The organism is Pseudomonas sp. 3MAES_34.3B (assembly GCF_058145875.1).
Genome location: NZ_CM176960.1, coordinates 3,096,129 through 3,114,126, shown reverse-complemented (window position 1 = coordinate 3,114,126; position 17,998 = coordinate 3,096,129). Strand labels below are relative to the sequence as shown.

General features: G+C 64.7%; 13 protein-coding genes. 4 read left to right on the top strand and 9 right to left on the bottom strand.

Features of this window, described 5'->3' with window-relative positions; all coding sequences use genetic code 11:
- The first annotated feature begins 80 nt into the window (after positions 1-80).
- The gene (locus AC3Z8Y_RS13685) at positions 81-1,739 is read left to right on the top strand and encodes a hypothetical protein (protein WP_490086252.1); all 1,659 of its coding nucleotides are present in this window, start codon (positions 81-83) and stop codon (positions 1,737-1,739) included.
- Positions 1,740-2,302: 563 nt separating this feature from the next.
- Entirely contained in the window at positions 2,303-3,205 is a 903-nt protein-coding gene (locus AC3Z8Y_RS13680; RefSeq protein WP_490090003.1) for an autotransporter outer membrane beta-barrel domain-containing protein, read from the top strand.
- A 15-nt stretch (positions 3,206-3,220) separates the two neighbouring features.
- Here the strand turns inward: AC3Z8Y_RS13680 and AC3Z8Y_RS13675 are convergent, their stop codons facing one another.
- Positions 3,221-3,526 carry a protealysin inhibitor emfourin gene (locus tag AC3Z8Y_RS13675; RefSeq protein ID WP_490086251.1) on the bottom strand — a complete coding sequence of 102 codons (306 nt, stop codon included), beginning with the start codon at positions 3,524-3,526 and terminating at the stop codon, positions 3,221-3,223.
- A gap of 38 nt (positions 3,527-3,564) precedes the next feature.
- On the bottom strand, positions 3,565-4,623 hold the full coding sequence (locus tag AC3Z8Y_RS13670; RefSeq protein ID WP_490086250.1) for a M4 family metallopeptidase: 1,059 nt from the start codon (positions 4,621-4,623) through the stop codon (positions 3,565-3,567).
- A gap of 262 nt (positions 4,624-4,885) precedes the next feature.
- Between AC3Z8Y_RS13670 and AC3Z8Y_RS13665 the strand changes: the two genes are divergently transcribed.
- Positions 4,886-5,734 carry a PhzF family phenazine biosynthesis protein gene (locus tag AC3Z8Y_RS13665; protein ID WP_490086249.1) on the top strand — a complete coding sequence of 283 codons (849 nt, stop codon included), beginning with the start codon at positions 4,886-4,888 and terminating at the stop codon, positions 5,732-5,734.
- 64 nt (positions 5,735-5,798) lie between these two features.
- Here AC3Z8Y_RS13665 and AC3Z8Y_RS13660 read toward each other — a convergent pair whose 3' ends face one another.
- Genes AC3Z8Y_RS13660 through AC3Z8Y_RS13645 form a run of 4 tightly spaced genes read right to left on the bottom strand, consistent with a single transcriptional unit; the run spans position 5,799 to position 12,102 of the window.
- The gene (locus tag AC3Z8Y_RS13660) at positions 5,799-7,175 is read right to left on the bottom strand and encodes a heavy metal sensor histidine kinase (RefSeq protein ID WP_490086248.1); all 1,377 of its coding nucleotides are present in this window, start codon (positions 7,173-7,175) and stop codon (positions 5,799-5,801) included.
- Entirely contained in the window at positions 7,165-7,842 is a 678-nt protein-coding gene (locus AC3Z8Y_RS13655) for a heavy metal response regulator transcription factor (RefSeq protein ID WP_490086247.1), read from the bottom strand. The genes AC3Z8Y_RS13660 and AC3Z8Y_RS13655 overlap by 11 nt, the downstream gene beginning before the upstream one ends.
- Positions 7,817-10,942 (bottom strand): multidrug efflux RND transporter permease subunit, encoded by a 3,126-nt coding sequence (locus AC3Z8Y_RS13650; protein WP_490086246.1) that lies wholly within the window; start codon positions 10,940-10,942, stop codon positions 7,817-7,819. Before AC3Z8Y_RS13650 ends, AC3Z8Y_RS13655 begins: the two co-directional genes overlap by 26 nt.
- Positions 10,939-12,102, bottom strand: a complete 1,164-nt coding sequence (locus tag AC3Z8Y_RS13645; RefSeq protein WP_490086245.1) for an efflux RND transporter periplasmic adaptor subunit — start codon at positions 12,100-12,102, stop codon at positions 10,939-10,941. The genes AC3Z8Y_RS13650 and AC3Z8Y_RS13645 overlap by 4 nt, the downstream gene beginning before the upstream one ends.
- A gap of 399 nt (positions 12,103-12,501) precedes the next feature.
- Between AC3Z8Y_RS13645 and AC3Z8Y_RS13640 the strand changes: the two genes are divergently transcribed.
- Complete coding sequence (locus AC3Z8Y_RS13640; protein WP_490086244.1) at positions 12,502-13,149, top strand: S1 family serine peptidase; 648 nt, start codon at positions 12,502-12,504, stop codon at positions 13,147-13,149.
- Here AC3Z8Y_RS13640 and AC3Z8Y_RS13635 read toward each other — a convergent pair whose 3' ends face one another.
- The 3 genes from AC3Z8Y_RS13635 to AC3Z8Y_RS13625 are packed head-to-tail and all read right to left on the bottom strand — an operon-like array spanning position 13,150 to position 17,905.
- Positions 13,150-14,361 carry an HlyD family type I secretion periplasmic adaptor subunit gene (locus AC3Z8Y_RS13635; protein WP_490086243.1) on the bottom strand — a complete coding sequence of 404 codons (1,212 nt, stop codon included), beginning with the start codon at positions 14,359-14,361 and terminating at the stop codon, positions 13,150-13,152.
- The gene (locus AC3Z8Y_RS13630; protein ID WP_490086242.1) at positions 14,358-16,508 is read right to left on the bottom strand and encodes a type I secretion system permease/ATPase; all 2,151 of its coding nucleotides are present in this window, start codon (positions 16,506-16,508) and stop codon (positions 14,358-14,360) included. Before AC3Z8Y_RS13630 ends, AC3Z8Y_RS13635 begins: the two co-directional genes overlap by 4 nt.
- Positions 16,505-17,905 carry a TolC family outer membrane protein gene (locus AC3Z8Y_RS13625; protein WP_490090002.1) on the bottom strand — a complete coding sequence of 467 codons (1,401 nt, stop codon included), beginning with the start codon at positions 17,903-17,905 and terminating at the stop codon, positions 16,505-16,507. Before AC3Z8Y_RS13625 ends, AC3Z8Y_RS13630 begins: the two co-directional genes overlap by 4 nt.
- Positions 17,906-17,998: the final 93 nt, after the last annotated feature.

Sequence of the window (17,998 nt, the reverse complement as noted above, 5' to 3'; positions counted from 1 at the left end):
AGAAGGCTTTGTATTGCTTTTGACACATCCCCGGCACCTGCCTATACCTTGGTTTCACCTCTAGCAGGCAGGGTCGTGTCATGGACAACGTCAACCCTGGTCAGCCTCGGCAGTTGGCCTGCGCACCTGTTTCTCGTCCTCCATTCATCGCTACCGGCCTCAGCATCGCCCTGTTTGCCGCGCTGATCACTGCCGAGCCGGCCTATGCCACCTGTGCCAGTGGCACAGTCAATACAGCAGTCACCGAGCCGTGTGTGCTGGGGCGCAACAAGAACCTGGTGGTTACCCAGGACGGTTCTATCACCGTGGGCAGCGGGGCGGCGGTCACCGTGGACCATGCCACGGCGGGGGGCAACCGCTTATACAACAGCGGCACGTTGAGCGGCGATCAGGCCGTGGTGATCAACGGCACCACCGCCACAGGAACTTTGCAGAACACAGCCACCGGAGTAATGGTAAGCCTTACGGGCAGTGCCTTGAGGATCAGCGGCAGCACGTTCACCGGCAACGTTATTAACGCCGGGCAGATATCAGCGCCGCAGAACGGTTACGGTGTAGAGGTGTTGCAAAGCACCTTGAAGGGCTCGCTCAGCAACAGCGGCACAGTGCAAGGCGGCGTGGGGGTGTTCGAAAGCCGGGTGACAGGTGACCTCAGCAACACGAAAGCCGGGACGATGGAGTTGTACCTCAACGGCACTACCCTGGACGGCTCGATACGCAACGCTGGCAACATGGCCACCGGTAACACCGGGCTGGCGCTGGCTAACGCACTGATCAAGAAGGACGTGCTCAATTCAGGTGTGATGGGCGGGCTGGAGGGTGTGAGCATCCTGTCCACCACCGTGCAGGGCAGGGTGAGCAACACTGGCGAAATCAACGGCACCACCCAAGGCCTGTTCATCAACGGTTCGACATTGCGGGGCGGGCTGAGCAACGCCGGTGAAATCATTGGCTACAGCCAGAACACCATTCGCTACAGCACCCTGGGCGGCCTGGAAAACAGTGGCACCATCCGCAGTTACATTACTGCGCTGTTGCTCGACAACACCTTTGTCCGCGGCAACCTGAGCAATCGCGGCAGTTTTTTAACCTCTAACACGGGCCATGCGGGGCTGGAAATGATTGCCGGCACCGTGACCGGCAACCTTGTCAACTCAGGCACGCTCAATGGTGGCCCGCGCGGATACGGGCTGATCACCTCCCTCGGCACCGAAATCGACGGCGATGTGCTCAACAGTGGCTATGCCATCGGCTACCAGGGCATACGCCTGAACGACACCGAAATTGGCGGCAACTTCATAAATACCGGGCGGTTGTTAGGCGGCTTGGCCACTGGGCAAACCGTGGGCGATGGGCTGATGATGGTCAACGGCCGTATCGGCGGTAACCTCAGCAACCGTGGCGCGGTGCAGGGGCGCGACGATGCGATCGTGCTCGTGGACGCACATATCGAAGGGCAAGTGGTGAACACCGGCTTCCTGGCGGCGGGGCGCAATGCCTTGCGTCTGTTGAATACGCAAGTGGACGGAGGGCTGGTGAACTCAGGTCGATCGCTGCCCGGGAAGGTGGGTATGCCCTGTACGTGGACAGCGACAGCCGGCTGGACGCGCTCTACCTCGCAGGTGACCATGCGCGCTTCGAAGGGGAGGTGTATGCACCTGCGACCACGGCCACGGTGTACAGCACAGCCCGCTACACCCTTGAGGCAGAAGACCGCTGGACCGTGGACAGCCTGGTAAACCGCGGCACGCTGGTGTTGCAGGCGCCCGCCAGCCGTGCTGCCGAGCCGGCAACCATTACTGGGGCCTATACCCAGCGCAGCAGCGGGGTATTACGCACCGAGGTGAACGACGCCACCCACTACGGCAAGCTGGTGGTCACCGGCACGGCAACCCTGCCCAGCGCGGCGCGCATTGACGTGGACGTGGCCAGCGCCACCCAGCCGTTCCAGGTGGCGCAACTGCAGAATGTGCTCAGCGCTGGCACCCTGAAATCCGACGGCACCTACAGCGTGACTAGTAATTCGGCGCTGTTCGATTTTGGCGCGGTGAAGGATGGCAACACGGTCGACCTCACGCTTGCGCCCCGTGCCGCCAACGGCGTACGCGCCGCAGTGGGAGCCGCTGGCCGGAGTGAACTGGCCAGCGTGGCCGCAGTGGTGGATGCACAGATCAGCCAAGGAAGCGCGAGTGCGCTTACGCCTTATTTTGTGAGCGCGGGCAGCACCGCAGAAGTGGCGAGCAGCCTGGGCCAGACGGTGCCGCTCGGCAACGCTGGTTTGCGTGCCAGCCAGGCCGCCTTGATGGAGATGAGCGACGCCCTGCAAACCCGCCTGCTACCCACCTCGACGGGCGCGGGGTTCAACCCGGGGCAACCGGCGCAATTCTGGTCCAGATCGTTCAATACCCTCGCTGGCCAAGGCCGAGGTGCCCGCAGCGGCAACAATGGCACCGTGATCGGCATCGATACGCGCGTATCACCCAGCCAGCGGGTGGGCCTGGCATTCGCCTATGCCAAGGGCGATGCCGTGGGGGCCGCGCTCGATTCCCCCCAAAACAGCCGCCTGGACCTGTGGCAATTCAGCGGCTACAACGCCTATACCCTGGCGCCCGACACCGAGCTGATGCTGTACGCCGGTGCTGGCCGCAACACCATCAATGGCCAGCGCAACCTGGATATCGCCGGGCTGAACGGGGATGCCAAAGCTCAATACACCAGCCTGATCGCTACCGTAGGCAGCAGCCTGGGCCATGCCTATCAGTTGAGTGAAGCCACCCGCCTGGTGCCGGCCTTGCGGCTGGACTACAGCCATATCCGCGATGACAGCTATCAGGAGCGCGGCGTGAGCGCGCTGGCGCCCTTGCTGCTCAAGGTGGATGCGCGCCAGACGGACCAGCTGATCGCCGGGTTAGACAGCCGGCTGGAGCATGCCTTCAGCCCAAACGGCGCGCGGCTGAGCCTGAACGTGGGAGTAGGGTACGACCTGATCAACGCCGACAATAGCGCTACCGCCAGTTTCGCCGGCGCGCCGGGGCAGCGTTTTACCACCGCCGGCAGCGAGGCCAGCCCCTGGCTGATGCGCGGCGGCCTGAGCTTCGCCACGCCGTTGCCACGTGGGGCGGAGCTGTCGCTGAGTTACGATGTGCAGACTCGCAGTGACTACAGTGCCCAAGCGGCTACGTTGCGGGTGACCCTGCCGTTTTAGCCTGTGGCGGCATGCTCAATCATTGATATGCCGCCGCACGCACTGCACCAGCCCCTGCAACGGCCCGGCTGCCACCGGGGCCAGCACGCATACCGTGTGCTCGCGTTCACCTTCGCTCACGGTAAGGGTGTAATGCTGGGCGCCCCTTGGGGCCCGCGTGGGTTGTTCCCCCCGTGGCAAGGCAAAAAACCGCGAAGCTTCCACAAGCCCGCGTAGCTCCTGTTGATCGGGCGGGGGCAGGGTGTCCACTTCCAGGGTGCGAGGCTTGCTCAGGCCGGGGAAAACCGCTACCCCGCCGGTTTCGCAGAACGAAATACGCATGGTGCATGGCTCCCGGGTGGTTCAGCTCAAGGCGATCATCATAGCGCGATCCCTACCGCCGCCCAGCCTTCCTTCACCGCTTGCTGCGGGCTTTCGCCAACGCCATACAAGCGGCCAGCCACGTCGAAGCTGATGCGGGCGAACCGCAAAAAGCCCATGTTAGGCCGCAGGCGCGGGTCACGCAGGGTGTCATACCAGATACGCCCGGCTTTCTCCCACGCCGGCCCGCCGATGCGGGTGGCCACCTGGTAGAACGCGTGGTTGGGAATGCCGGAATTGATATGCACGCCACCGTTATCGTCGAAGGTATGCACGAAGTCGTCCATATGGCCAGGCTGCGGGTCCTTGCCGATCAGCTTGTCGTCGAAGGCACTGCCCGGGGCCTTCATCGAACGCAGCGCCACGCCGTTGATCTTCTTGGTGAACAGGCCCTCGCCGATCAGCCAGTCGGCGGTTTCGGCGGTTTGTTTGAGGGCGTATTGCTTGATGAGCGAGCCGAACACATCCGACATGGACTCGTTCAGCGCGCCGGACTGGTTGAAATACATCAGCTTGGCTTCGTCCTCCGTCACCCCGTGGGCCAGCTCATGGCCGATCACGTCCAGCGCCACGGTGAAGCGATTGAACAACTGCCCGTCGCCGTCGCCGAACACCATCTGCGCCGAATTCCAGAACGCATTGTTGTAGCCCTTGCCGAAATGCACGGTGGCATCCAGCGCCAGGCCCGCATCATCGATGGAGTTGCGGTCGAACACCTCGGCGAAGAAATCAAAGGTCGCGCCCAGGCCGTCATAGGCTTCGTCGACGGCCGCGTCACCGCTGGCCGGCTGCCCTTCGCCGCGCACCAAGGTGCCAGGCAGGGTTTCGGTTCCGTCTGCGGTATAAATCGACCGTCGCTTGCCCACGAACGCCGTGGCTGCCTGCGCCCGGGCCCGCGTAGGCTGCGCCGCCATGCGCAGCGAGCGGAACGTGTTGTCCTTGGCGCGCGTACTCAATGCCGCATCACGCTGCGCCTTGTTGCCATGGCGGGCGATCTGGTCCAGCAGGTAAGGAGGGATAAGGCAAAGGATGGGGTTGCGTGGGTGGTGTTGGCACATGCGCGGCTACCATCGGACGGGGATGAGGGGAGTCTAGACCAAGGGCTCACGAGTAAATCGAAGGTTTAGTTTCGTTTTTACGGAGACCGGGAGCTTTGGCTCGAAAACGAAGGTGTAGCTTCGTTTTTCGTCTGAGTCCGGCTGGGTGGCGTGTTCAGATCAGAGAGGCCTCCTTGAGCTTCAAACTCGTCGGGCGGGCGCGATACTGCGTTCGCGGCTATAGGGTAGGATCATTTTCTCTGTCAGATATCAGGTCGAATCAATGCCAACCCGCCCCCGCAGCTTCAAGCAAGTCGATGTCTTCACCGCCACGCCGTTGCTGGGCAACCCCCTGGCCGTGGTGCTGAACGCCGAGGGCCTGAGCGACGAGCAGATGCAGGCGTTCGCCCGCTGGACCAACCTCAGCGAGACCACCTTCGTGCTACCGCCCACTACGGTAGGGGCGGATTACCGGGTGCGTATCTTCACTGCGGTTCGCGAGCTGCCGTTCGCCGGCCACCCTACGCTGGGTACTTGCCATGCGTGGCTTGAAGCAGGTGGAAAACCGCAGGCCAAGGAAATCATTCAGGAGTGCGGTGTCGGTCTGGTCAGGGTTCGCCGGCAAGCAGGCCAGCTCGCATTCGTATGCCCGCCATTGTTGCGCTCGGGCTCCCCGACCCGCGATGAACTGGAGCGGGCCTGCCGCGGCTTGCGGCTGGACCCGACCGAGGTTGTTTCCGCCGAGTGGGTGGACAACGGCGCCGGCTGGCTGGCGCTGCGCCTGCGGGATCGGCCCACCGTACTCGGGCTGGAGCCTGATTACGCCGCGCTCAAAGGCTTGGCCATCGGTGTGTTTGCGCCATGGAATGAAGCGGTGGACGGCGGCGAGGCGCAATTCGAAGTGCGTGCGTTTATCGCCGATGACGGCATGCCCGAGGATCCGGTGACGGGTAGTTTGAATGCGGGCATCGCTCAATGGCTGTACCGCGAAGGCCTGGCGCCGAACCGTTTCGTCGTCAGCCAAGGCACCGTTCTCGGCCGTGCCGGGCGGGTGTACGTGGAGCGCAGCGGCAAGGATATCTGGCTGGGTGGGCATGTGAGCACTTGCATCGACGGGCAGGTGAGGTGGTAGGGCTACCTTCGCGGATTGCGTAGGAGTAGGCGACAGCCTGCGAACATTCCCGGTTCCAGAGTTTTCAAGCCACGCGGCCAGTTACCGGCAAACTCAACCCAAAGGTATTCTCCCCACCGCCACTGCGCGCGAACACGCTGCCGCCATGCAGCGAGGCCACGGCCTTGACGATGGCCAGGCCTAGGCCATGGTTGCCGCCTTCGTTGTGGCGGGCGGCGTCGGCGCGGTAGAAGCGTTCGAACAGCAATGGCAATTGTTCGTCAGCGATGGGCGGGCCGGGGTTGCTGACGGCAACGCTCACCTGTTCGCCTTCGGCCAGTACCGTGACGTCGATCACCTCGCCCGGCTGGCTGTGCTGGGCGGCGTTGTGAATCAGGTTGGTCAGCGCCCGCCGCAGATGGCTGCGTTCCACCCGCACCTGGGCGTCGCCACTCACGCGTACGGTCACGCCGGCGTCTTCGAGAATGAAATCCAGGTAGTCCAGGGATGCCGCCACTTCTTCGGCCAGGCTGCTGGTAACCAGATTGCGGGCGCGGTCGCCTTGATCGGCGCGGGCCAGGAACAGCATGTCGTTGATGATGTTGCGCAGGCGTTCGAGGTCTTCGAGGTTGGATTGCAGCACCTCGAAGTAATGTTCGGCGCTGCGGCCACGGGTGAGTGCCACCTGGGTTTGCCCGATCAGGTTGGTCAGCGGCGAGCGCAGCTCGTGGGCCACATCGGCATTGAACGACTCCAACCGCTGATAGGCACCTTCCACCCTTTCCAGGGCGGCATTGAACGCGTCCACCAGTTGCTCCAGTTCGGGCGGCAGGTGGCTGGGGCGCAGCCGCCCGGACAGTTTTGGCGGCGCCAGTTGCTGCGCCTGGCGCGACACGCGGCGCAGCGGGCGCAGGCCGATTCGCGCCACCCAATACCCGAGCGCACTGGCCAGCAACACCCCCAGCGCGGCGCAGCCGATCAAGGCCATGGCCAGGTCATGGTGGGTTTGCCGCACGTTGTCCACGTCGATGCCGATCAGGAAGCGCAATGCCGGCCGCTGATCGTGGCCGGGCAGGGTACTCACCAGTACCTTGAGCGGTGTGCCGTCGGGGCGCTGCCAGTCGTGAATGCCCAACGGCCCATTGGCCAGCCCCCGGGTGGCGGCATCGGGCTGCCCATATTCATACGCGGGGTCGCCACTCACCACCCAGAAGTGCAGGCGTTTGTCTTCTTCGCTGAGCAGGTTCAACTTGTTGTGCAAGCGCGCCCAATGCTCCGGGTCGCCGAAGCGGGTAATCGCCGACTCCAGTACGCTGTAGCGGGCCTCCAGTTCGGCGTTGGGCAATATGTCGAGGCTCTTGTCCACCTGCCGGTACAGCGCGCCGCCGATGACCACGAACACCCCGAGCGCAACCAGGGCAAACAACCCACCCAGGCGAAAGGCGATGGAGTCAGTGCGCATGCCGGCGTTCCAGCACATAGCCCATGCCGCGAATGGTGTGCAGCAGCTTCTCCTCGTAGGGGTTGTCGAGCTTGGCCCGCAGCCGCTTGATCGCCACTTCCACCACGTTGGCGTCACTGTCGAAGTTCACATCCCACACCATTTCGGCGATGGCGGTTTTCGAGAGGATCTGCCCCTGGCGCCGCGCCAGTACCGTGAGCAGGGAAAACTCCTTGGCGGTGAGGTCCAGCCGTTGGCCGGCGCGCAGGGCCTTGCGGCTGATCAGGTCGATCCACAAATCGCCCACGCTGATCTGCACCGGCTCGTGGCCGCCGCTGCGGCGGGTAAGCGCTTGCAACCGGGCCACCAGCTCCAGAAACGAGAAGGGTTTGCCCAGGTAGTCGTCGGCGCCTTCGCGCAGGCCATGGATACGATCCTCCACGCGTTCCCGCGCGGTGAGCATGATCACCGGGGTTTGCTTGCGCCCGCGCAAGGCGCGCAACACGCCGAAGCCGTCCAGGCCGGGCAGCATCACGTCCAGCACGATCACCGCGTAATCCAGCTCCAGCGCCAGGTGCAGGCCGTTCACGCCGTCATGGGCCACGTCCACCGTGTAGCCCTGCTCCGTGAGGCCTCGGTGCAGGTAATCGGCGGTCTTTTCTTCATCCTCGATGATCAGGATGCGCATGGCGGCCCTCCGGAGCTGAGCCGGGCGCGACGGCGGCGCGGCGGTGGAACAAGCGTTCGAGCTGCAAGTATATGATCGGCGTGGTGAACAGCGTCAGCGCTTGGCTCACCAACAACCCGCCTACCACGGCGATGCCCAGCGGCTGGCGCAGCTCCGCGCCGGCGCCGTAGCCCAGCATCAGTGGCACCGCGCCCAGCAGTGCCGCCAGGGTGGTCATCACGATAGGCCGCAGGCGCGTGAGGCAGGCCTGGCGGATCGCCTCGCGCGCCGCCAGGCCGTCATTGCGCTGCGCGTTGAGCGCGAAGTCGATGAGCAGGATGCCGTTCTTTTTCACGATGCCGATCAGCAGCACCAGCCCGATCAGCGCCATGATCGAGAAACTCTGGCCAGCTGCCCACAGCAACGCTACCGCGCCCAGGCCGGCAGAGGGCAGGGTAGAGATGATGGTGAGCGGGTGCACCAGGCTCTCGTACAGCACGCCCAGAATGATGTACACCGCCACCAGCGCCGCCAGGATCAGCCACGGCTGGCTCGCCAGTGAGCTACGGAAGGCCTGGGCGGCGCCTTGGAACGTACCGCTGATGCTGGCGGGCATGCCCAGCTCACGCTGGGTGGTTTCCAGCAGGGTGACCGCATCGCCCAAGGCCACCCCCGGCGCCAGGTTGAAGGAGAGGTTGGCGGCCGGGAACATGCCGTCGTGGGCAATGGACAGCGGCCCGCTGCGCGGCGTGCCCACATGGGCCAGGGCGGCCAGCGGGATCATTTCGCCGGTGAGCGGCGAGCGCAGGTAGAAGTAATTCAGGCTCTCGGCCTGGCCGCGCTGCGCGGTGTCCAGCTCCAGCACCACTTTGTATTGGTTGGTCTGGGTCTGGAATTCGCTCACCTGGCGCTGGCCGAAGGCATCGTACAGGGCCTGGTCCACGTCGCTGGCGCTGAGCCCAAACCGCGCGGCGGCGGCACGGTCGATCTCGATAGGCGTGGTGCTGCCGCCCAGCTGCAGGTCGTTGGACAGGTCGCGGAAGGCGGGTTTTTCCCGCAGGGCTTCGGTCAGCCGCTGCGCCCACAGGTTCAGTGCGTCCCCGTCGTTGCTCTTGAGCACATACTGGTACTGGCTGCGGCTGGGGCCCGAACTGAGGTTGATGTCTTGCCCGGCACGCAGGTACAGCACAATCCCGGGCACCTGCGTCAGTTGCGGGCGAATGCGGTCGATGAATTCGCTGGCGGTCACGTCGCGGTCTTCGCGGGGTTTGAGGGAAATCCAGAAGCGCCCGTTGGCCACGGTCTGGTTGCTGCCGGTCACGCCTACCGAGTGCGAGAACGTACGAACGGCCGGGTCCGCCGCCACGATTTTCGCCAGTGCCAGGTGGCGCGCGACCATGTCCCCGTAGGAGGTGTCCGCCGCCGCTTCGCTGGTACCCAGCACAAAACCTGTGTCCTGAACGGGGAAGAATCCCTTCGGAATGAACACATAGCCGGCCACGGCCAGCCCCAGGGACACGGCGAATATCCCGAGCATCAAGCGCTGATGGTCCAAGGCTTTGCCCAGCAGCCGTTCATAGCCGGCCAGCAACCGTTCCGAGAAGGTCTGCCGAGAATGGGCGCGGTGTTTGGGCGCGTTCATGTACAGCGCCGCCAGCGTCGGCGCCAGGGTCAGCGACACCAGCACCGACAGCAGGATGGTCGACGTGGCGGTAAGGGCGAACTCCTTGAACAGCCGCCCCACCACGCCGCCCATGAACAGCAGCGGAATGAAGGCCGCGATCAGCGAAAAGCTGATCGACACCACGGTGAAGCCGATCTCGCTGCTGCCGCGAATGGCCGCTTCGCGCCGGCTGAGCCCTTGCTCCAGGTAACGGTGGATGTTTTCCACCACCACGATGGCGTCGTCCACTACAAACCCCACCGCGATTACGATGGCCACCAGTGTGAGGTTGTTGAGGCTGAAGCCCAGCACGTACATCCAGGCGAAGCTGGCCACCAGCGATACCCCCAGCACTGCGCAAACGATCAGGGTGGCGGACAGCTGGCGCAGGAACAGCGCCATCACCGCCACCACCAGCAGGATGGCGATCAGCAGGGTGAGTTCGACTTCGTGCAGCGAAGCGCGGATGGTTTGCGTGCGGTCGGTGAGCACATTGATGTCCACCGAAGCCGGCAGCATGGCCTGCAGCCCGGGCAACGCGGCCTGGATGCGGTCCACCGTATCTACGATGTTGGCGCCGGGCTGGCGTGAAATCACCAGGTTCACCCCGGGCTGGTTCTCCGACCATGCCTGTACGTAGTCGTTTTCAGCCCCCGCCACTACCTTTGCCACGTCCCGCATGCGCACCGGGGCGCCGTCACGGTAGGCCACGATCAGGTCGGCATAGTCGGCAGGGGTGAACAGTTGGTCGTTGGCGGCCAGCGTGGAGATACGCGTGTCGCCATAGAGCGCGCCCTTGGCCAGGTTAAGGCTGCCGGCCTGGATGGCCGCGCGCAGGTCCGCCAGGGTAATGCCCACGGCCGCAAGCTTGTCCGCCTGGGCTTGCACGCGAATCGCCGGGCGTTGCTGGCCGGTTATGTTCACCTGGCCCACGCCGTCGATCTGGCTGATCTGCCGGGCGAGCAATGTTTCCACCTGATCGCTCAGGTCCGGGCCGGTGAGCTGGGCCGAACTGATGCCCAGGATGAGGACAGGGCTGTCCCCGGGGTTCACTTTTTTCCACGTGGGCAGGTTGGGCAAATCCTGAGGCAGGCGCCCCGCCGCGGTGTTGATCGCCGCTTGCACCTCCTGGGCGGCAGAGTCGATGTTCTTGTCCAGGGTGAACATCAGCGTGAGGGTGGTGGAGCCGAGGGCGCTGGTAGAGGTCATCTGGCTGACGCCGGGGATAGCGCTGAACTGCACCTCCAGCGGCGTGGCTACCGAGGAAGCCATGGTCTCGGGGCTGGCACCGGGCAATTGGGCCGTTACCTGAATGGTCGGGAATTCCGCTTCGGGCAACGGTGCCACGGGCAGCCGGGGGAAGGCGATGCCGCCCAGCAGCACCAGGGCAAACATCAATAACAGGGTGGCGATCGGGTGGTCGATGCACCAGGCCGACGGTGAGCGCACCCCGCTCATGGTTGAGCCTCGGCCGTCGCGGCATTCGCGGGCGGCGGGTCACGCAGCACATCTACCCGCGTGCCGGGCTTGAGCCGGGACTGGCCGTCGCTTACCAGAGTATCGCCCGCTGCTACGCCTTCGATCACGGTGCGTTCGCCGGCCTGGTCCACGACCTTCACCGGTACGCTTTCCACTTTTTCACCCTGCAGGCGGTACACATAGGTGCCGTTCACGCCGCGCTGCACCACGGCGTTAGGCACCACCAAGGCGTTGCGGCGCAGCAGGGTTTGCAGCCGTACATTCACCAGTTGGCCCGGCCACAGGGTTTGCCCGCCGTTGGCGAACTGCGCCTTGGCTTTCACCGTGCCCGTGGTGCTGGATACCTGGTTATCAATGAGGCTAAGGCGCCCTTGGGCGAGTGGCTCGCCGCCATTGATGTCGCCACCGGCGTAGGCGCTCACAGCCGCTTGCTCCGGTGCCCTGAGCAGGCCTTGAAGCGTGGGCAGCTGGGCCTGGGGGAGGGCGAACTGCACCGAGATAGGGTCGAGCTGGGTCACGCTGAACAAGCCCTGGGCATCGCTCACCCTCAGCAAGTTGCCTTCGTCCACGGCGCGGATGCCAACGCGGCCGGCGAGCGGCGAGCGGATCTGCGTATAGGACAGTTGCACCCGCGCCGCCGCAGCTGCGGCCTCGTTGCCTTGCAAGGTGGCCTGGAGTTGGTCGTGCAGCGCTTGCTGCTGGTCCAGCTGCTGACGCGGGATGCTGCGGTCCTGGGCGAGTTCGGTGTAACGCTTGAGGTCGACTTCGGCCACTTTCAATTGCGCCCGCGTTTGCGCCGCCTGTGCCATGGCCTGATCGAGGCTGGCGCGCAGTGCGCGGTCGTCGATGCTTGCCAGCAGTTGCCCCTTGTCTACGAACTGGCCTTCCTTCACCCACAGGCGGGTGAGGATGCCATCTACCTGCGCCCGTACGGTGACGCTTTGCAGCGGCGTAACCGTGCCAATGGCCGACACCAGTTGTGGCACATCAGCCGACGCCACCTGGATCACCTTTACCGGTACGGCGGCCGCCTTCGCCGGTGAGGCTGGGGCTCGGGCAGGACGGCTCAACCACCAGGCGGCGCACACGAGAAGAACCACAGCAGCACAGGCGATCGACAGGCGAAGGGGCTTTTGCATGGGGCAGCTTATAAAAAGAGGGAAAGGGTACCCCGCCTTATAGCGGGTTTAACGGTACGCCAGCATGACGCTTACCTGTCAGGTTTGTCAGCTAACGGGGCAAATTCTACGGGAGAGCGCACAAAGCCCGGAAAAGCATATGACCGTTCGGCTGGATCCTACTTGACAAATATGGGATCCGCTCATCTTGGATCCGTTAAAAATATTTTGAATTGCCGCTTAAACCGCTCTGAAACAGGGCTTCCGGGTGGTTGTAATGCGCACTAAATAAGTTGCCCGCTAGATATTGTGGATCCGAACCTTTAGCCCGCATGGATCCAGACAAAAGGTGCTGGCACCAATGATGGCTCACTGACATATTCGGGCCACTTCAACAACAACTAGCCAGTAGCCATCACCATGTTTCCCTTCAAGTCACTTCTGGCAGCCTGCGTGCTGCTCAGCGGGTGCAATGGAGTGCCAACCGCTTATCTCAAGGACCCTGTTTACGACCAAGCCTTCGTGGTTCATTCCGGCGGGCCGCTACCCCTGATGTTGATGGGCAGCGCCGTGCAGTGGAACGAGGACTACGCGGTCACCGTCAAGCATGTGCCTTATCTGTCAGGTTCGGTTCACCAGGGAAAAGGTGATGTGCAGTTCTTCCGCCACAAGGCCGACCATGCGCCGCAGTGGCGCCAGTATGTGCCGGGCGAAACGCTGACTGCGGTGGGTTACAACTCCCTTTATGTGCCTATCACCGGCGCGGGCAAGGCCCTGCCGGCCATGGTGCGGTTGAGCGCCACGGATAACGTGATGTATGGCACCCACAACGGGCCCACCGCCAAGGGCATGTCCGGCGGGCCAGTGTTCGCCGCGGACGGCGAGGCGGTCGGTATCAACGTGGCCTACCTTACCAAGGGCGACCTGCAAGCACTGCACCGGCCAGACCTGGCCGACCAGCCCCGGGTAAGTATTTTCATGCCCTACAACGAAATCGCGCGGGAATGGAAACGCTTCGAAACCCAGGAGCTGATCGAAGGCCGCGGTGCGCGGCTGGCCGGTAACTGATCAGCGCTCGCGCAACGCCTCCTTGGCTTTGTTCAGCGGCTTGAGCAAGTAGGCCAGTACGGTCTTGGCGCCGGTGCGGATGTCCACGCTAGCGATCATCCCCGGCACGATCGGAAAGGTGGTGCCGGCCTTGTTGCGCAGTACGTCATCGGCCGTTCGGATGTAGGCGCGGTAGTAGAAGACCTCCGGCTTGGCCTCGTCCTGCAAGGTATCTGGCGAGATGTTGACCACCGTGCCGTCCAGGCTGCCGTAGATCGAGTAGTCGTAGGCGGTGATCTTCACCTTGGCCGACTGCCCCGGGTGGATGAAGGCAATGTCCCGCGGGGCGATGCGGGTTTCGATCAGCAGGCGGTCGTCCATGGGCACGATCTGCATCAACTGCCCGTTGGGCGGTACCACGCCCCCTAGCGTGGTGACCTCGATGTCTTTCACCACGCCACGCACGGGTGAGCGCAGGGTGAGGCGGGACAGCGAGTCGGCACGGCCGCGAATCACCTGGGCCAGGCTGTCGGCTTCGGCGCTGGCCTTCGCCAGTTCCTCACGGGCGCGCACCACGTATTCGGAACGCGCCTCGTTGGCCTTGAGTTCCAGTTCCGAGCGCTGGCGATTGAGGCGGATCACTTCTACCCGGCTGGAGGCGCCTATCTTGGCCAGGTTTTCGGTGATTTCCAGTTCGCTGCGCACCAGCGCGAGAGACTCGTTGATCCCTTTGAGGGTGGCCTGCAGCCCGCGCTTGCGGCTGGTGTACAGTTGCGTTTCGCTCTGGACCAGATCGGGCGAGCCCTGCAACGACGCCGGGAAGCTCAGCGGCTGGTCGCTGGCTTCGGCCTGCAACCGCGCCACACTGGCCAGGGCGGCGCGGTACCTGGCTTCGCTTTCACCCACATTGGATTCGTTCTTGGTGGGGTCCAGCTGGGCCAGCACGTCACCGCGCTGTACCACATCCCCTTCGCTCACATTGAGTGCGGCGACGATCCCGCCCTCAAGGGACTGGATCACCTGCTCCCGAGAGCTGGGCACTACCTTGCCAGTGCCATTGGACACTTCCACCACTTCGAAATTGGCCGCCCACAGCAGAAACGCCCCCAGCGCCAGGGCGGTGACCCATACCACCCGGCTGGCGCGCACCACCGCGGTGTCGTCGCTGCCGTCCAGGTAAGAGGGGCTGTCGGCGGGTTTCGCCACGGGGGTAACCGGTATCAATTGCTTCATGCCTGGGGCCCTCCGGGTTGGCGCAAGCGCGCAAGGGCAGCGTCCCGCGTGTCGTCGATCACGATACGGCCGTTGTCTACCACGATGATCCGCTCCACCAGTTGCAGCACGCTCACCCGGTGGGTGGCCACGATCAGGGTACGGCCGCGGCTCCATTTGCCCAGGTCTTCAAGCAAGGTGCGTTCGGTCACGTCATCCAGCGCGGCGGTCGGTTCATCCAGCAGCAGCACTTGGGGCTGACGCACCAGCAGCCGGGCCAGCAGCAAGCTTTGCCGCTGACCGCCGGACAGCCCCAGCCCGCCCTCATGCAGCAGATGGTCGAGGCCCTTGGGCAATTGCCGCACGAAGTCCAGCGCGCCGGTGGCGGCCAGTGCGGCAACCAGTTCCTGATCGCTGGCCAGTCCTGCGCCGAGCGTGAGGTTCTCCCGCAGGGTGCCGTGGAACAGTCGCGCCTGTTGCAGCAGCAGGCCCACATCACGGCGCAAATCGGCGGGGTCGATGTGATTGATGGCAATGCCGTCCAAGGTCACCTGCCCGGTGGCCAGGTCCATGCTGCCGGCCAATGCCTGCAGCAACGTAGACTTGCCCGCGCCGTTGCGGCCCAGGATGGCGATGCGCTCGCCGGGGCGGATACGCAGGCTGGCCACCGTGAGGGCAGGGGGTGCTTCGGGGTTATAGCGAAAGCTGGCCTGTTCCAGCGCATAGTCGCCGCGGATCGCCGGCAAGTGCACGCGGCTGCTGCCTTCAGGGTGGTCCACGGGCAAGCGCATCAGCCGGTCCAGCCCCTGCAGCGCCACCTTCGCCTGTTGCCAGCGGGTGAGCACGCTGGTGAGCTGCGCCATGGGCGCCATCATGCGTGAGGCCAGCATGGACAGCGCCACCAGGCTACCCGTGGTGAGGTCGCCCCCGATCACCATGGGTGCGCCGATCACGATCACCACGGCGAACACCGCGTTCTGCACGTTCTGGGTCCAGGTCACCAAGGTATTGGTGAGAGTACGCAGCTCCAGGCTGCTTTGCGCGGAGGCGGCGTTGTAGCGGTTCCACTGTTGCTGGAAGCGCTGCTCGGCTTGCAGGCCCTTGAGGTCGTCCAGCCCCTGGATACTTTCCACCAGCATGGCGTTGCGCAGCGCGGACTCGCGCAGGTTGGCGTTGGCCAGCCGGGCCAGCCGGCGCTGGCAGAGCACACCGGGGATAAGCATGGCCAGCAGCGCTACCAGCGGGATGCCCACCAGCGGGCCGCCAATCAGGTAGAACACCACGGCGAACAGGAAAAAGAACGGCACGTCCGCCAAGGCGGTTGCGGTGCTGGAGGTGATCAGGTCGCGGATCTGCTCCAGCTCACGCAGCTGGGCAATGAACGAACCGGTGGAGCGCGGACGCACCGAGTTGCGCAGGCGCAGCGCGTGGCCGTACACCACATCCGACACACGAAGGTCGGCGCGCTTGCCCAGCAGGTCGGTGATCCGCAGGCGCATCAGGCGCATCACGAAATCGAACGTCACCGCCAGCATCACCCCGCCGAACAACACGTAGAGGGTGGGAAGGGATTCGGCCGGTACCACGCGGTCGTACACCTGCATGGAGAACAGCACGCCGGCCATGCCCAGCAGGTTAGCCACCAGTGAGGCCAGCATCACATGCCCGTAGGGCCGCAGGTCTTTGAGCACGATGCGGCGGAACCAGTGCTCGTCGTAGGGCGCCACGTAATCATCGGTGCGCGCGTCGGCCAATGGCCGGCTGGGCCGCAGTACCAATATCCGCCGCAGCTGGCCGCTCAGCTCGGCCAGGCTGAGGCGGCTTTGCAGGCCTTGGTCGCCGCTGAACACCACGCCCAGTTCGCCGTCCGCGCCCAGGCCCTGGGCCACGCCCACCTGGCCGTCGCTCAGCTCCACCACCAGCGGCATGCGCCAGCGGCTCAATACCCGCGTGTCGGGGCCGCTGAACTTGGCGGTAAGCCCGGCTTGCCGTGCCATCTGGCGCACCACCTGCTCCAGCGGTTCATCGCGGTGCAGCGAGGCCAGGCGAACGCTTTCAGGGGAGACATCCAGGCGGTAATGCCGGGCTACCAGCAGGATCGCGTACATCCACGGCTGGAAGTCCTGCGGCGGTGCGGTGGTGGCAGGCACTTGGCTGGCTTCGATCATGGCAATACCTCCACGCCTTGAAGGTTGCGCCCTTCAAGGGCGAATACGCGGCGCATGCCACCGCTGTTGTACAGGCAGTCGACCTGCAACCGCTGCAGGTCTTCACGGGTATTGGTGAGGTCAAAGCGGGCCTGGTGAATCTCCTGCTCGGCATTGAGCAGGTCCAGCAGCGGTCGCGTGCCCAGTTCCAGGTATTGCCGGCCATACAGCTCGCGGGCCTCGGTGATATTGCCTTGCCGGCGGCGCAGCGCTTCCAGGCGATTGCTCAGGCTGAGGGTTTGCACCCGCGCTTCGGCCAGCCCTTGACGGGCCTGCAAGCGCGCCGCGTCCTCGGCAGCATCGGCGGCACCCAGGGCGTAACCGGCGGCACGGGTACGCGCGCTGGTGGCGCCGCCCTGGTAGATCGGTACCTCAACATTGATGTAGATCCCGGCCTGGGTGCGGTCCAGGTAGGGGTTGTCCTTGTTGTAGTTGTTGTCCAGGTAATGGTTGATCGAAGGCTCCAGCGATACCGTGGGGTAGGCCTGGGCACGGGCTTGGGCAAGCTCGGCCTGGGCCTGGTCGCGTTGGGCAAAGGCTGCCAGCACGGCCGGCAAGGCGTCGGTGCCGTTGTTCGGGTCGGCCGCTTCGCAAGCCTGGGCCAGGCCGGTGGGCGGGGTGTCATCGCCATCTGGCGTAGTGGCTCGGCCCAGCAGGTTGGCCAGGGTGGCCTGCCAGCGGGCATAGGCCGCGCGATATTCCTGCAGCGTAGCGCGCCCGCCGTCCACGCGGGACTCGGCCTGCACCACGTCCGACCGGGTGCTGGCACCCATGTCGCTGCGCTGCCGGGCCAGTTCCACGATCCTCTGCAGCCCCTGCAACTGGGCTTCGGCCGTGGCTTGCAGTTCCCGGTAGCGCTGGCTTTCGATGTAGGCATAGGCCGTGTCCCGGGCCACTTGGTCGATGGTGAGCAACAGCTGCGCCTGGGCCTGAGCCGCCTTGGCGCGGGCGGCAGTGACCGCACTGTCCACCTTGCCGAAGTCGTACAGCATCTGCTTGAGCGACAGGCTCAGGGACTGGCTGCCGCGTTCACCGTCATAGCCACTGTCCAGCCCACCCTTGATACCCCCGGACACCTGCGGGTAGTAACCCGCTTCGGCGGTATTGATGCCTTCGCCCTGTTGATAGAGCACGCTCACCGCCTGGGCAATACTGGGGTGCCATTCCACCGCCAGCCGTACCGCCTCGCTCAGGTCGAAGCCGCCGGCGGGTATCACGCTGCGCAAGGCGGGGGTGGGCCGCCGCTGGGCGGTGTCCTCGCCGCTGGGGTGAGGGCTCACCCGCAGCAACGCGGGGTCAATGTGTTCCGGCGCGCCGTGCGCCGGAGCGTTCAAGGCAAGCATGGCGAAGGCCAGCATTGCCGATGTGCGCGTAACCGTGTTCAAGCCTGGTATCACCGCTGTCCCTTACTGTGATGGCCGCCCCGGCAGGTTGCCGGGCCGGGGCGGCAC